The following is a 16099-nucleotide window of genomic DNA, read 5'->3' as shown; positions in this document are numbered from 1 at the left end:
TGTTTATTTTAATGAAACGTCTGCTTCCTTACTCAGGAAATCAGCCTCTGATTCCGTCAGACCGGCGGCATCCCAGGTAAGCAGCGCTTCGTCCGGGACGATATCGATCGGTGTGATGCTCGACGCCGATGCGGATGATTCGTGATAACCTATATTCGTCGACCGGTTGTAGCACGAAATCAGCGACCAGCGCGCATGATCCGACAGGTTAGCCTCGGACCGGTGCAGGATATTGCTGTGAAAGAAAAGAGCGTCACCGGCGTTGAGTTCTACAAACACGTGCTCCATGGTTTTCAGCGCCAAATCCACATAGCGCTGCGACGCGCCTACCTGCTCTCCCGAGAAACCATGCTCCACCCGGCCCATTTTGTGGGAACCTTTGATTACCTGCAGGCAACCGTTTTCAACATTCGCATCCGTGATAGCAATCATCACCGACATGAGCTGCTCGGGATAGAGAAATTCATTTTTATACCAATATCCATAATCCTGGTGCCATTCCCAAGCTCCTCCTACCCGCGGCTCTTTCTGCATGAGTTTGGAATGGTAATGGCAAACTGAATGGTCATTGTCGCCGGGCTGACGATCCAACAGCTGGTCCACCGAACCCACGAGCGTTTTGCCCCTCGTCAACAACCCGTACACATCATCGCCCGGCTTGTACCACAGCGAAAGCTTGCTTCGCTTGCCGGTACTGTCGTTGACATTGATGGCATGCTTACTGATCATCGCGTCGTCGAGCGCAATGCGGTAAAGTTTCGAAACCTCCTCGTTATCATAAAACCCGCGGACGATCAGATAACCGTCCGTATGATACTGCTGAATTTGTGCGTGGGTCAAAAGTTGCTTAGCCATGGGAATGGGATTAGGAATAGTACTTTAACATTTCAAAATTCAGCTATTCCATGAAATAAACGAATGAACGATTTTGTCTAAAACATGGATTATTTTACCTTTATCACATCCGTTATTTCTCTTTAAAACACACATTATGCGCAAAAGTAGAGGCTTCGAAGGCGAGCTCATCATCGAAATACCCAAAGTAGCCACATCGAACTGCGAGCAGCTGCCACTGATCAGTCAGTTGTTCATCTCCCGAATGGGCTATTATCCCAAAGCATTGCACCATTACTATCAGCGGCCGAATGGTATTTCACAGGCCATTGTGCTGTATTGCACTGACGGTCAGGGCTGGATAGAATTGAATGGAAGCACGTCGCAGGTACATGCGGGAGAGGTGTTTGTTCTGCCCGTCGACGTGCCGCATTCGTACGGGGCCGATCCGCAAAATCCATGGAGTATTTACTGGCTACACATCAACGGTGCGCTTTGCGGCGCGGCAGCAACGACGGTCATGAACCGTGATGACGAGCCGTTCAGGGCCATCCAGGTAGGTTTTTCCGACGAGCGCAATGCACTTTTCACCCACATCGCCAACACGCTGCTGAAAGGATACAGCGCTTCTAACTTGCTGCAAGCCAACCTCGCATTACCGCATTACCTCTCGTCGTTCATCGCGCCCGAGCATTTCGGCTCACAGAAAGCATCGGCATCCGATGTAAGCCCTACCGAAAAGGCGATCAGTTATATGCAGGACAACCTGTCAAGTTCCCTTTCACTAGATAATATTGCCCGTTCGGTAAATCTATCGGTCTCCTTCTTTTCCCGGAAGTTTAAAAAAGACACCGGCTACGCGCCGATCGAGTATTTCAATTACCTCCGCATTCAGAAGGCCTGCCAGCTGCTGCATTTCAGTACCTGGCGGGTCAATGAGGTGGCCTCGGCCATCGGGATCGACGATCCATTCTATTTTTCGAGGCTTTTCAAACAGCAAATGGGCCTGTCGCCGGCACATTACCGAAAAAATAAGGGTATAGACCGGCAGTAAAAAGCGGCCGTTACGGAATTATTGTACATATTAAGACTTAATCTAATCACCATCGAACATGTTTAAAAAAATCCTGCTCGCCCTCCTGGCCGTTTTTATCATCATTCAATTTATCCGCCCCGAAAAAAATCTCTCCGACGACCAGTCGATGAACATCGCGACGAAATATGACGTCCCGGCCGACGTAAAAAACATCCTCGAGGTCGCTTGTAACGACTGCCACAGCAACAAAACTGTTTATCCCTGGTACTCTAACATACAGCCCGTGGCATGGTGGATGAACGAGCATGTCGAAGACGGCAAGCGACATCTGAACTTCTCCACATTCACCAGCCTTTCCATCGCCCGGCAGAACCACAAGCTGGAAGAGACGGTAGAAATGGTAGAAGACGACGCCATGCCGCTCAAATCATACACCGCATTGGGTATGCACCCGGAAGCCAAGCTCACCACCGCTCAACGCGAACGCCTTATTCAATGGGCAAAGGCGCAAATGGATACGCTGAAAGCGAAATATCCGGCCGATAGCCTGGTCATGCCGAAAAGAAAGCCCGAACCAGGGCAACACTAATCCCACCCAAAAGCGACGGGCAGCTGTGTCGTTTGCAGCTGCCCGTTACCGGTTTAATTTTTGAAAATCCTCTGTGTAAAAAGCCTTTTACTCCCCTGCTCCACATGCAGGAGATAAATCCCCCTGGCTACGTCAGGTATCCGCATCCGGCCGCTGCCGTCCATATCGTGCCGCATTACCTCCATTCCGGCCATGTTCGTGAGCCTCACCGTGGCTTTACCCGTGTGGGGAGGCATTTGCAGATCCACGTAATCGTTCAACGGGTTCGGCCCGATGCGAAATGCGACATCGCCGTTGCGATACAAAGCGATGATTTTGGAATACTCAAACTTCCCGTCGAAATCGACCTGTTTCAAGCGGTAATAGGCCGTAACCACCGGCGCCTCGGTGTCGGTGAAAGTGTAATAATGCGCTACGGAGGTGGTGTTTTGCCCCTTTAATTCCCCTATCGTCCGAAAATCGGCGCCGTCAACAGACCGCTCGATCTCGAAACGCTCATTGTCTGTCTCCGAAACCGTTTTCCAATAAAGCTGCGCCTGGCTTTTGCCCGATTCCTTCACATAGAAATCCGCCAGTTCCACAGGCAGCGGGTCTTCGACGGGCAACGTGGAATGGGCAAGCAAACGAATGTACGCAGCCTGGTAGTAAATAGCCGGCTCGGTGATTTCCCAGCTGTTTGTCGGCCAGCCGGTATTGAAGTCGAGGTAGCTTTTCTGGCGCGGCTGGCCGAACGGCGGCGACTGCCCGCTGATCGTGTAGTCGGCATTGGGCCCGCCCACCACGTAACCCGGCGCCGGGCCGTTCGGCGACGTCAACGCATTGTCGTAAATGGTACCGTCGTTGAACCACGTATGGTAAATTTCGTTGGCGCACCGGTCGCCGCCCACTCCATACATGTTTGACAAATACACCATTCCCTGCGGATTAACCCCATGAAAATAATGGATCTGCTCCGCAGCCTTGCGTGTGAGGCTGGCCGCATTGCCCAGCCCTGCTTTGAGCATGCTCCGGTTCACATTGGCATAGTCGGCCTTAGGCATATTGCTGCCCCAGTGGTACGACCAGTCGGGCATAAATGCACGGTAGAGGTCCGCCGTTGTCCAACCGAAGAAGTCGTTCCAGTTGCCCTCCACGGCTGTTCCGGCAGAGGCCAGGATTGCCGACGCGACGGTTGGGTTGGCGCCGGGAAGCTTTGCGTAGCGCAGCAATGCATCCTGTAATTCGGTAGCGTCCACACCCCAGTAACCGGAGCTCATGACATCGGTACCCGCGTAATTATTAACCACAAACTGATTGTAAATCGCATTGCCGGTACGCTCGAAAAGGTAAATCGCGGCGATCACCATCATGCTGCGCTGCGGTCCCACGCCTACATCGGCATCACCCGAAACAATGCTTCCGTCATCGCAATTGGTTTGAAGGGTACCGGCATTAAAAAACGGCAGTACATAATTGAAGCAGCTCGCCGCTTTGGCTTCCAGCTGGCCCGCATAGGCCGCGAGCGCGGGGATACCCGCATACACGAGGGCTGCATGCGAGAACACGGAAGCAATCGTGGCCGACGCCGAGGTACAAACAGGACCATAGTAGCGGCCATCCACATTCACACTCGGAGGCGAGGAAATGTTCTCGCTGTAATTCCGGCTCCCCATTTTGTTATGCGTACTGCCGTCGGCATTGGTCATTTTGAAAAGCCAGTCAAGCTCCCATTTCACTTCGTCGAGCAGGTCGGGAATGCCGTTTTTACTTTCGGGAATATTAAAGTTGTCGGTAAAAACAGTCGGATTTTCCTCGTAGGCGTACAGCAGGTCGTGCAAAGGGCTGTGGGTGAACGACACATATTTATTATAGTCACCAGCATCGAACCAGCCACCGGTGAGGTTCTTTTCCAGCGCCGCATTGCCCTGGTCGTACACGTACCGACATTGCTGGTCCTGCAATGCATTCATGAAATTATTCCCGTCGGTCCACTTGCTTTGCGCGTACGGGGCCGCTTTCGCCATGTTGCAGCGGTTGTAGTAGAACATCTTCACAGCCGCCAGCATCACATTGCCGTAAGGATTGGGCGCAATTTCAAAAACCGCCGAACGCTGATTACCTACCGGATCAAACACATAATAGCTGCCCGTGGCCGTCAGTGCCGAAAAATCAAACCACCAGCCCTGATCGCCCGAATTGGCCTGTGTACCCCCGCTATTCCAAACGGTAACCGGACCGCTGAACGCTACCGCATTGGTAACACTGTTGCGCACTTCCATTGTAGCCGGCGGTGTGTAGCTCAATGCGGCATTGTATCCCACAATCGGGTTGCTAAGCACCGCCACCTTCTCTGCCGCAGGCGCATAACCAAACTGGTCGACGTGAATAAACTGGCTGATCTGCGCGACTCCCCGCACCGACAGCGTCAGGCATAGTAAAAATGCAAGAATACCCTTCCCTGGTAAATGGAGGTAATGTTTCCTCATGGCTGCATGGTTTGATTTGAATGAAAAGACTGTGTCAGGAATAACAACAGAGGCGGCAAATGCCTTTTTCAACTAGGATGGGAGTCGTTTTCAGTCCGTTTGAGGGCTGAAATGCATTCAAATTTATTCTTAATATTTTATAGAACAAATAAGTACACGCCATAGAACTTATTAACCGGGAGCACTTTTTGCTATTTTAAAATAATACAAAAAATTATTTAAATTTTGATTTGTTTTTCCTATAATTGCATAAACAACTATTGGCTAACTTACAATCGCGAAGCACATGCCGATCTATCAACAACTAGGAACCATCCCGCCCAAACGGCACACGCAGTTTCGCAAAACCGACGGCGGGCTTTACTATGAAGAACTCTTCGGGACCATCGGTTTCGAAGGCATGTCTTCCCTCCTCTATCACACCTGGCGGCCCACGCAAGTGAAATCGCTCGGTGAGCCTTATGACGTGGCGCCGCGCATTGCGGTAGCCAACAATATGACCATGCGAAAGCTGATCGGCTTCGACGTAAAACCCGCTGCCGACTATCTCGACAGCCGCACGCCCCTGCTCGTGAACCGCGACCTCATTCTGGGCCTGGCTGCTCCTACCGGGGCGCTTATGCCCTACTTTTACAAGAATGCCGACGCCGACGAGCTGCTTTTCGTGCACCGGGGCTCCGGCAAGCTGCGAACGCCTTTCGGACAGGTGCCATTTACCTATGGTGATTATGTATTGATTCCCAGGGGCACTATTTACCAGATCGAATTCGACGGGCCCGACAACCGCCTGCTCTACCTCGAATCGCATACACCGATTTACACGCCTAAGCGGTACCGCAACCATTTCGGGCAGCTCACCGAGCATTCGCCGTTCTGCGAGCGCGACTACATTCTTCCGCGGGATTTGGAGACTCACGATGAGCACGGTGATTTTCTGGTTAAGATCAAAAAGCAGAGCCATATCCACCCTGTAACCTACGAAACCCATCCGTTCGATGTCATTGGCTGGGATGGGTACAATTATCCCTGGGCGTTTTCGATTCACAATTTCGAGCCCATTACCGGTCGCATTCACCAGCCGCCGCCGGTGCACCAGACATTCCAGACCGACGCATTCGTCGTCTGTTCGTTTTGCCCCAGGCTGTACGACTACCACCCGTTGGCAATCCCGGCGCCCTACAACCACAGCAATATCGACTCCGACGAGGTGCTGTATTACGTCGACGGCGACTTCATGAGCCGCAACGACATCGCGCAGGGGCATATTACCCTGCACCCGGGCGGCATCCCGCATGGCCCGCACCCAGGCGCATACGAGCGGAGCATCGGCAAAAAAGAGACCCAGGAGCTGGCCGTGATGGTTGATACCTTTCGGCCCCTGATGCTGACCGAACAGGCGATGGCGATAGACGACGGGCGGTACTTTGCCAGTTGGGCCGGATCGTAACGTAACGACTTTTTCACGAATGGTCAGGAGTAGTCAAGCGTTGTCAAGTATAGTTAGGAGTAGTCAGATATAGTCAAGTATTATCAGAATAGCAGCATTGACCCTACGGCAACAATTGACTCCATGACAATTCCCAATTTAATGACAGTTACCCAACCACTTGGTCCCAGACGCAAATGACCAATCTGACAAGGCTCGACAACACCTGACTACCCTGACAATACCCGACTACACCTGACCACACATGACTACACCTGACCACACCTGACAACACTTGACCACACCTGACAACAAACTTAAACACAGTACCATGTCCACCCTAACAGCACCAATCGCCCCGCCTGCATCGACCGATTTCCTGCCGATTAACGGTACCGACTATGTAGAACTCTACGTAGGCAATGCGCTGCAATCGGCACATTATTTCCGGAATGCATTCGGGTTTCAGCCGCTCGCCATGGCCGGGCTTGAAACCGGGCTTACCGACCGCGAATCATACGTGGTGGTGCAGGACAAAATCCGGCTTGTTTTTACCTCACCCTTGCACGGCGGCACGGCTATCGGCGCGCATATCGACCGCCATGGCGATGGCGTAAAAGCCATTGCATTGTGGGTAGATGATGCCAAAGCCGCTTACCGGGAGACCGTCAGCCGGGGCGCGCGACCGTTTCTCGAACCGGTAACGGAGAAAGACCATCATGGCGAAACGGTCAGATCGGGCATCTGCACTTATGGTGATACCGTACACATTTTCGTGGAAAGGAAGCATTACGAGGGCATTTTCCTCCCCGGATTCGTGGCCTGGCAACCCGAACACTCGCCGGAGCCCGTCGGGCTGCGGTATATCGATCACATGGTCGGGAATGTGGGCTGGAACGAAATGAACCGGTGGGTGAAGTTTTATGAGGAGGTGATGGGGTTCAAAATGATGGTCTCCTTCGACGACAAGGACATTTCGACTGAATATTCGGCGCTGATGAGCAAAGTCATGAGCAATGGCAACGGACGCATCAAATTTCCGATCAACGAGCCGGCCGAGGGTAAAAAGAAATCGCAGGTGGAAGAGTACCTCGACTTTTACGGCGGCCCCGGCGTGCAACACATTGCCGTAGCCACCGACCACATTGTCGACACCGTGCGCGCATTGCGCGACCGCGGCGTAGAGTTCCTGCGTGTGCCTACCGCCTATTATGACGATTTGATCAGCCGCGTAGGGCATATCGACGAAGACATTGCCAGTCTCCGCGAGCTCGGCATCCTCGTCGACCGGGACGACGAGGGCTACCTCTTGCAGATTTTCACCAAGCCGGTCATGCCGCGGCCTACCCTGTTTTTTGAGATTATCCAAAGAAAAGGGGCACAATCGTTCGGAAAAGGCAATTTTAAGGCATTGTTCGAGGCGATCGAGCGCGAGCAGATGCTTAGAGGCACACTTTAATGCAAACCTCCCATGAACCAGGATTATGAACAATACACCGAAGCTGACCACCGGATGTGGAGACAGCTTTTCGAACGGCAAATGAAGCAGCTTCCGCACATTGCCAGCCGGGCTTACCTCGACGGGGTCGACAAGGTACGGTTTGTGGCCGATCATATCCCGCATTTTGAACATGAAACCAATCCGGCGCTGCGTGCATTGACGGGCTGGGAAGTGTACGTGGTACCCGGGCTTATCCCCCACCGTGAGTTTTACACGCATTTATACAACCGGCAGTTCCCCGCGACGAGCTGGCTGCGAAAACCGGAGCAGATCGATTACCTCGAAGAACCCGATATGTTCCATGACACTTTCGGACATGTACCGTTGCTGAGCAACCAGGCATTTTGCGACTTCATGGCGCATTTGAGCGAGGTTGCATTGAAGCATATTGACCAGGAAGAAATTCTTCAGCGCATTTCGAGGTTGTATTGGTACACTGTCGAATTCGGGCTGATCCGCGAAAATGGCGAGTTAAAAATCTACGGCGGAGGTATCATTTCCTCCTCAGGCGAAAGCCGTTATTGCCTGAGTCACGATGTGCCGAAAATCGATTTCGACCTCGCCCTCGTGCTCGACACGCCCTACCGCATCGACCGCTACCAGGACCACTATTTCGTGATCCAGTCCTACGACCAGCTTTATGAGTCGGTAACGGGCATCGAGCCATTATTGGAAGCCTATCTGGCACAACAAGCCTAAATCTCCCACGCAATGCTAAAATCCTGGCTTCCCGTACCACCCGATTCCGACTTTTCGATCCATAATCTGCCCTTCGGCATATTCAGCGACGAGCGCCCGGCCCGTGCGGGACTGGCCATCGGCAATTGGGTCGTGGACCTCGCCGCAGCCTACGCATTGAATATGTTCCCGCAATATCCGGAGGCCGGAAGCGCTTTTCGAAAGCCTGCGCTCAATGACGTGATGGCGCTCGGTCGCGGCTTTTCGGAATATGTGCGTAAAATTGTTCAAACTGCATTATGTGATCACCAGTCGGACCTGAAACAGTTTGCCGATCACCTGCTGATCCCGCAAAAAAAAGTCCGGATGCATATGCCGCTCAAAGTCGGCAACTATACTGATTTCTATTCGAGCGAGGAGCATGCGTTCAGCGTCGGGCAGCTCTTCCGGCCCGACAATCCGCTGTTTCCCAACTGGAAGCACCTGCCCGTCGCTTACCATGGTCGCGCATCCTCCATCGTGGTTTCAGGCACGCCGGTACCAAGGCCCCGGGGACAAACCGGCCAGTCAAACGGCACGCCGGCATTCAGGCCGACCAATGCATTGGATTACGAGCTCGAACTGGCGTTTGTGATCGGTAAAGACTCGATGATCGGCCAGCCTATTCCCGCCGACGAGGCAGAAGGCTACATTTTCGGCATGCTGCTTTTGAACGACTGGTCGGCGCGCGACATTCAACGATGGGAGTACCAGCCGCTGGGGCCATTCACGAGCAAGAATTTCGCTACCGGTGTCTCCCCGTGGGTCGTGACGTGGGAAGCATTACAGCATTTCCGCACACCCGCACCAGCACAGCAGCCCGAGCCATTTCCCTACCTCACCCATCATCCTCGTCAGAACTTCGATCTTTCTTTGTCCGTCAGTATTAACCCGGCCAGTTCGGAGGAATTTTTGGTGTGCCAAACCAATTCCAGCGGCATTTACTGGACTGCCGCGCAGCAAATCGCTCATCACACGATCACGGGTTGTAACCTGCAAACGGGGGATCTGCTCGCTACGGGGACCATCAGTGGCAACGGCATTTTGCAAAAAGGCTGCTTGCTGGAAGCCACCATTAACGGTACACAACCTGTAAAACTCCATGAGGGCACCGAAAGGCGCTTCCTGGAAGATCAGGACGAGGTGATCATGCGCGGTTTTGGACAGAAGGACGGCATCCGGGTCGGATTCGGGGAATTAAGGGGAAGAGTGCTCCCTGCACTCCACTAGCTTTTACCGATTGGTTTCTAAGGTAAAATCCCTATCCCGCCCATTTGTAAAAATAAATACCAATTGGTATATTTGTTATATGAACGTAGGAACAACCAAGGCCGAGCGCACCCGGAATTTCATCATTGAGAAAACCGCCGAGATTTTCAACCGGAAAGGCTATGCGGGCACCTCCATGTCGGATATTACCGAAGCGACCGGCCTGACAAAGGGCAGCATTTACGGAAATTTCGAAAATAAAGAGGAAGTAGCGCTGGCCGTATTTGAATATAACCGCTCGCTGGTATTCAACACCGTACAGGCCCAGTTGGAAAAAGCGGAGACTTATTTTGAAAAACTGATGGTGTACGGCCGCGTGTACAGGGATGTGATCGCTAACGTAGGTGATCGCGGCGGCTGCCCGATCCTGAACACCGCAGTGGAAGCGGACGATACCAATGTCCCATTGCGGCTGAGTGCGGCCAAGGCACTGTTCAGTTGGAAAAAGAACATTGTTGCCATGATCGAAAAAGGGACCGAAGCCGGCGAATTCCGTCAGGGCGTCAATGCCGAGCAAATGGCCGTTTCCATTATCGCATTGATCGAAGGCGGAGTGATGCTTTCAAAAGTCACCAATGACTATGGCAACATGGACCATGTGCTGGCAACGGTACAAGCGCTCGTAAGAGTCATCAAAGCATAAATCAATCGTAGCCGCGCAACTGCGCTGGCGCGGCTACGATTGATTAACAATTTAATGCCCTTCTTCTTCCTCCGAGTTTTTCAGCTTCGAGAGCAATGTATAAGCACCCTTCAACACGAACTGAGGGATTTCACCTGCGCCAGCCGGCATTTTTACTTCTGTAAAACCATTCTCGGAGATACCCCTGGTAACCTCCACCATATCGAAACTCCTTTCGCCTTTGGGGTCTTTTACAAAAACATAAGATTTCCCCTCAAAATCGACCACGGCTTCGTCCGGTAGCGCATTCACCGGGTTGGCACCCGTTTCGATGATCGCTTTGACGAAATTCTGCGGTAGCAAAGCATTGTCCTCTTTTTCAAGATGGCAGTGCACCCGCACGGTGCGGTCATCATTAATTTTCTGATTGATCAGGTAAACTTTGGCCAGATCTTCCTGTCCCGGATTATTGCTCACGCGGAACCGCACCAGTTGCCCCAGCTTCACTTTTGGAATATCCTGCTCAAAAACAGACAGTTCCACATGCAAGTGATCGGTATCTACAATCTCGAACATCACATCCGTCGGGTTCACATATTTGCCCAGGTTCACATTCACGACCGTCACCGAACCCGCAATGGGCGACCGGATGGAAGCAACACTCGTAATATTCCCCTTTTCCAACCCGGCCAGGTCCACACCCGCCGTTCGGACACGCTCCTTCAAACCTGCCAGCCTCGCCCGCAACACTTTCAATTCCGAAGCCGACTGCTGCAATGCCTTTTGCGCATTCACATTCTCCTTGCTGAGGTCGTTCTGCCGCTGGTACTCCTGCTCGGCAAATTCCAGTTTGCTGCGTGTTTCGAGGTAATCCTGCTGAATGGGAATAAAATCGGGGTTTTCGATCACTGCTAACACTTCCCCTTTTTGTACCTTCATCCCCTGCAAAAGCTCCGATTTACGCACAAACCCGCCTAGCGGTGCCGAAATGCTCACCAGGTTCTGCGGAGGAATATCGATCACCCCGTTCGCTGCTACCGTCCCGCTCAGTTTCCGGACAGAAAACCCGCCCGTTTCAACGCCGGCAGTTTCGTATTGCGCGGCTGTGAGTACTACATGATTCGACTCCTCCGCTGCGTGCTCCGCCCCGGCCTCGGCGGCTTCTTTTTCGGTCTCCGGCTTGCAGGAGGCTATTGCCAGGAAAAGTACCAGGCCTAATGCTATATTTTTCATCGATATATTCAGATTACTGCTCATTTAAAAGGTATTCTATTTGGATAACCGACTGATTATAAACACTCAGTAAATCGAGCCAGTTGAGGCGGATGCTCAATGCGCGGTTCCACGCCTGCCCGTATTCGATGTATCCGATCTCGCCCGATTCGTAGGCTTTGGTCGCATTGCTTTGAATGGTACCCGCCAGCACGAGCGTACTCGTTTCGTACAGATCGAGGTTTTGCCGGGCTGTTTCCAGACTTCGGATGGCCTGTTCCAGGTCGCTTCCCAGTCTCAAACGCGCCGTTTCGACTTCGTTTCTAGCCACCTGCTCTCCTATTTGTGAAGCTTTGACCCTCGCTTTGGAAGCTCCATTGAAAATTGGAAGCTGCACGCCTATCTGCACCCCCTGGAAGCGCTTGCCCGAGCCGTAGAATATTTCTCCGCTGCCCGTATTCTGAAAGCCCGTGAGCGACTGATTAAAATATCCGACATTAAACTCGGGCAACATCGCCGCTTTTTGCACGGCGGTTTGCCTGTTCCTGATTGCCGCCTGCTGCACGAGGTAGCGCAGGTACGGATTCGCGCTCAATGCGGCCGTGTCGGGCGCAGGTATGGCCAGGCCCCTGCGTGTAAGCGAGTCGGTTTCGGCTTCTGCAAGTGCATTGCCGTTCACCAAAGCCTGCAATGCCCGTTGCAAATTGTGCAGGTCGCCCTCATTCTGTATCCGTTGCGCGCGAACGTCTCCCAGCTGGCTTTGCGCTGTAACATATTCCAGCTGGTTGGTTTCCCCGGTTTTGAAACGCATTTCGGCCGCTTTTACAAAACGCTCCGCCCGAAGGAGCTCGGCATTCAGTAGTTTTTGGCGGGATTTGAGCAAAACCTGTTGCTGATAATTGGTTTTCACCTCCTTCACCAGTTCCGCTTTGGTCATTTCCAGCGCTGCCTTCGCCCCGTTCACTTCCTCGGACAGCAGCGATCTGCGCTTTCCAACGGCCACAGGGTTTGGTAGGTTTTGGGATAAAAGAAAATGGTTATCAAACTTGACGCTATTGTACTGCCCGCCCATCCAGGCCAAATCCGTTTTACCCGGATCGCCGGCGGTTTTCATTAACGCCTGCTGATAGCCTATGCGATACAAATCACTTTTAATCAGCGGATTCCGCTCCAATGCCTCGTCCACAGCCTGGCGAAGCGTGATTTTCCGGGTCGGCAATGCCTGCTGGGCACTGGCCCGATTGGGCAACAGCATCACCAACATAACAGCAGCAGCCGCTACGGCCATTTTACCGCCGCGCCCTGATCCCCAGCGCCTTTCGACGATCCCATACCAAACCGGCAGGACCAGCAGCGTAAGCAAGGTTGCCGACACCAGCCCGCCGATCACCACGGTTGCAAGCGGCCGCTGCACCTCCGCTCCCGCGCTCGACGACAGCGCCATCGGCAAAAACCCGAGCGATGCCACAAGCGCCGTCATCAATACCGGTCGCAGGCGCGTATCGGTCCCCTCGAAAATTACTTTGCGCAAATCCGTCTCGCCCGATTTCCGGAGCAGGTTAAACTCCGCAATCAGCACGATGCCGTTCAGCACCGCCACCCCGAACAATGCGATAAACCCGATCCCGGCCGAAATACTGAATGGCATATCACGCACCCAGAGCGCCAACACGCCGCCAACCGCCGAAAACGGAATGGCCGTGAGCACCAGTAAGCTCTGCCGCAATGAATGGAATGTAAAATAGAGTAATACGAAAATCAGCAGCAATGCCACCGGCACCGCTATGCCCAGACGGCTGTTGGCTTCCTGCAAATTCTGGAACTGCCCGCCATAGGTCACAAAATACCCCGGCGGCAATTTGATCTCCCGATCTATACGCCCACTCAGCTCATTTACAATACTTTCCACATCCCGACCCCGCACATTGAATGCGACGGTAATGCGGCGTTTGGCATCCTCACGCTGGATCTGGTTCGCACCGGCCAGCATTTCGATGGTAGCAATCTGCCCAAGGGGCACTTGCTGGCCCTCCGCATTGGTAACGAAAAGCCCGCGAACGTCGTCAATGCTCCGGCGATCGGCCTTTTGCAGGCGCACCACGAGGTCGAAGCGTTTCTCGCCTTCGTAAACCAGCCCCGCGCCAGCCCCGGCAAATGCGGTATTGAGCGTGCGGTTTGCGTCGGCGATCGGAATTTGAAACTGCGCCAGTTTATCTCGGTCGAAGCGGACCACGATCTGCGGCAAACCCGTAACAGACTCTACATAAACATCTTCTGCTCCCCGCACCGTGCCCGCAAGCTTACCTATGCGTGCGGCCTGGCGTGCAAGCTCGTCGAGGTCTTCCCCGAAGATTTTGACTGCCACGTCCTGCTTTACGCCGGTCATCAGCTCATTGAAACGCATTTGGATGGGCTGCTGGAAACCAAATGTGACCCCCGCAATGGATTCCGTGAGTACCGCCTGCATTTTCTCTGCCAGCTCCTCTCTGTTTTCAGCCTTTTTCCAAAGCGACTTTTCTTTCAGAATCACCATCATATCGCCGGCTTCTACGGGCATTGGGTCGGTGGGAATCTCGCCCGACCCGATTTTACCGACTACTTCCAAAACCTCGTCGGGAAAGTTTTTTTGCAGCACTGCTGCAGCCTTGCGTGTAGCGTCGATCGTTTCGGAAAGCGAGCTGCCGGTAAGCACGCGCATTTCAACCGCGAAATCTCCTTCATCCAGCTGCGGGATAAACTCGCCCCCCATCCGGGAAAAGACCCGGAAGCTTCCGCCAAGCAGCAAGACTGCTACCAACGAAACCACCCATTTTTTCCGTAGTGAAAAATCCAGCGCCGGCAGGTAAATGCGGCGGAAAAAGCCGACGATCCGATCGGATATGCCCGGCTTGTATTCATTTTTCTTGCTCAAAAACAGGGCCGACATCATAGGAACATAGGTGAGTGACAGGATAAATGCGCCCAGGATTGCGAAACTGACCGTCTGCGCCATCGGTCTGAACATCTTGCCTTCTATCCCCACGAGCGCCAATATCGGCAGGTAGACGATCAGGATGATGATCTCGCCGAATGCAGCCGAATTCCGGATTTTGGAAGCCGATTCGTACACTTCCCGGTCCATTTCGTCCTGCGTGAGGCGATGCGTGTAACGTTTGGAAACAATATGGTGTAAGGTGGCCTCTACGATAATGACCGCACCATCGACGATCAGCCCGAAATCGATCGCTCCAAGGCTCATCAGGTTCCCTGAAACGCCGAAGAGGTTCATCATACTGACCGCGAAAAGCATTGCCAGCGGAATGACCGAGGCCACCACCAGCCCTGCCCGCATATTCCCGAGCAGGAGGATCAGCACAAAAATGACGATCAGCGCGCCTTCGACCAGGTTTTTGGAAACAGTACCTATCGCATTGTTGACCAGCTTGGTACGATCTAAAAACGGCTCAATCACCACCCCCTCGGGCAGGCTCTTGCGGATCTGTGCAATGCGCTCTTTCACATTACCGATTACCTCCGACGAGTTAGCGCCTTTCAGCATCAACACCAGCCCTCCTACCACTTCTCCCTCGTCGTTGCGGGTCATGGCACCATACCGCACGGCGCTGCCGAAACCTACTTCGGCAATGTCGCGGATGAGCACCGGCAGGCCGGTCTCCGTTTCACCCACCTGGATTTTACGAATGTCATCCAGTGAGCCTATCAACCCTTCGCTTCGGATGAAATAGGCATTGGGTTTCTTATCGATATAAGCTCCGCCGGTATTCTGGTTATTCTGTTCCAATGCTTCGAAAATGCGTGCAATGGAAATGCCCGCGCTCCGGATCCTCAGCGGGTCGATAGCTATTTCATATTGTTTCAAAAAACCGCCAAAACTGCTCACATCCGCCACTCCGGACGTTCCCAGCAATTGCCTGCGCACAATCCAGTCCTGAATGGTACGCAGCTCCATAGGCGAGTATTTGTTTTCAAAACCCGGCTTGGTATGCAAAACATATTGGTAGATTTCCCCCAAACCCGTGGTAACCGGCGCCAGGCTGGGCATTCCCGAACCTGGCGGGATCTGTTCCACGGCACTGTGCAGCCGCTCCGACACCTGCGCACGTGCCCAGTAGACGTCGACGTCGTCTTCAAAAACAATGGTTACCACCGACAATCCGAAACGCGAAATCGAGCGGATTTCCTCGGTGTGGGGGATGGTCGCCATCACCGTCTCGACGGGAAAAGTAACCAGCCGCTCAACTTCCTGAGCGGCCAGCGACGGGCTTGTGGTGATGATCTGCACCTGATTATTCGTAATATCGGGCACAGCATCGATCGGCAGCCGGGTGAGCGAATAAGCTCCCCAGGCCACCAGGGCAAGCGTGAATATTCCGACCACCAGCTTATTGTGGATCGAAAAATGAATGATTTTATCTAACATTTCTGATT

General features: G+C 53.2%; 11 protein-coding genes. 7 read left to right on the top strand and 4 right to left on the bottom strand.

Going from position 1 to position 16099, the window contains the following annotated elements:
- Positions 1 to 3 precede the first annotated feature (3 nt).
- Entirely contained in the window at positions 4 to 855 is an 852-nt protein-coding gene (locus tag J2Y43_RS28825) for a phytanoyl-CoA dioxygenase family protein (RefSeq protein ID WP_309990767.1), read from the bottom strand.
- Between the two features lie 136 nt (positions 856 to 991).
- Here J2Y43_RS28825 and J2Y43_RS28820 point away from each other — a divergent pair, with 136 nt between their 5' ends.
- Entirely contained in the window at positions 992 to 1888 is an 897-nt protein-coding gene (locus tag J2Y43_RS28820; protein ID WP_309990765.1) for an AraC family transcriptional regulator, read from the top strand.
- 58 nt (positions 1889 to 1946) lie between these two features.
- The gene (locus tag J2Y43_RS28815) at positions 1947 to 2459 is read left to right on the top strand and encodes a heme-binding domain-containing protein (RefSeq protein WP_309990762.1); all 513 of its coding nucleotides are present in this window, start codon (positions 1947 to 1949) and stop codon (positions 2457 to 2459) included.
- Between the two features lie 53 nt (positions 2460 to 2512).
- Here J2Y43_RS28815 and J2Y43_RS28810 read toward each other — a convergent pair whose 3' ends face one another.
- Entirely contained in the window at positions 2513 to 4924 is a 2412-nt protein-coding gene (locus J2Y43_RS28810; protein WP_309990757.1) for a glycoside hydrolase family 9 protein, read from the bottom strand.
- 286 nt (positions 4925 to 5210) lie between these two features.
- Here J2Y43_RS28810 and J2Y43_RS28805 point away from each other — a divergent pair, with 286 nt between their 5' ends.
- From J2Y43_RS28805 to J2Y43_RS28785, 5 genes are all read left to right on the top strand, one after another.
- Positions 5211 to 6371, top strand: a complete 1161-nt coding sequence (locus tag J2Y43_RS28805; protein ID WP_309990754.1) for a homogentisate 1,2-dioxygenase — start codon at positions 5211 to 5213, stop codon at positions 6369 to 6371.
- Positions 6372 to 6681: 310 nt separating this feature from the next.
- Positions 6682 to 7809: a 4-hydroxyphenylpyruvate dioxygenase gene (hppD, locus tag J2Y43_RS28800; protein WP_309990749.1), complete on the top strand. Its 1128-nt coding sequence runs from the start codon at positions 6682 to 6684 to the stop codon at positions 7807 to 7809.
- 12 nt (positions 7810 to 7821) lie between these two features.
- Complete coding sequence (gene phhA / locus J2Y43_RS28795; protein ID WP_309990746.1) at positions 7822 to 8550, top strand: phenylalanine 4-monooxygenase; 729 nt, start codon at positions 7822 to 7824, stop codon at positions 8548 to 8550.
- Between the two features lie 12 nt (positions 8551 to 8562).
- A complete protein-coding gene (fahA, locus tag J2Y43_RS28790; protein WP_309990743.1) occupies positions 8563 to 9798 on the top strand; it encodes a fumarylacetoacetase in 1236 nt (411 codons plus the stop codon).
- A gap of 79 nt (positions 9799 to 9877) precedes the next feature.
- Positions 9878 to 10480 carry a TetR/AcrR family transcriptional regulator gene (locus tag J2Y43_RS28785; protein WP_309990739.1) on the top strand — a complete coding sequence of 201 codons (603 nt, stop codon included), beginning with the start codon at positions 9878 to 9880 and terminating at the stop codon, positions 10478 to 10480.
- Between the two features lie 51 nt (positions 10481 to 10531).
- Here J2Y43_RS28785 and J2Y43_RS28780 read toward each other — a convergent pair whose 3' ends face one another.
- Positions 10532 to 11692 (bottom strand): efflux RND transporter periplasmic adaptor subunit, encoded by a 1161-nt coding sequence (locus J2Y43_RS28780; RefSeq protein WP_309990736.1) that lies wholly within the window; start codon positions 11690 to 11692, stop codon positions 10532 to 10534.
- Positions 11693 to 11705: 13 nt separating this feature from the next.
- Entirely contained in the window at positions 11706 to 16091 is a 4386-nt protein-coding gene (locus J2Y43_RS28775; RefSeq protein ID WP_309990733.1) for a CusA/CzcA family heavy metal efflux RND transporter, read from the bottom strand.
- Positions 16092 to 16099 lie beyond the last annotated feature (8 nt).

It is taken from the genome of Dyadobacter sp. BE31 (assembly GCF_031457695.1).
GTDB lineage: Bacteria > Bacteroidota > Bacteroidia > Cytophagales > Spirosomataceae > Dyadobacter.
The sequence above is the reverse complement of the archived record's forward strand: the minus strand, read 5'-3'. Positions and strand labels throughout refer to the sequence as shown.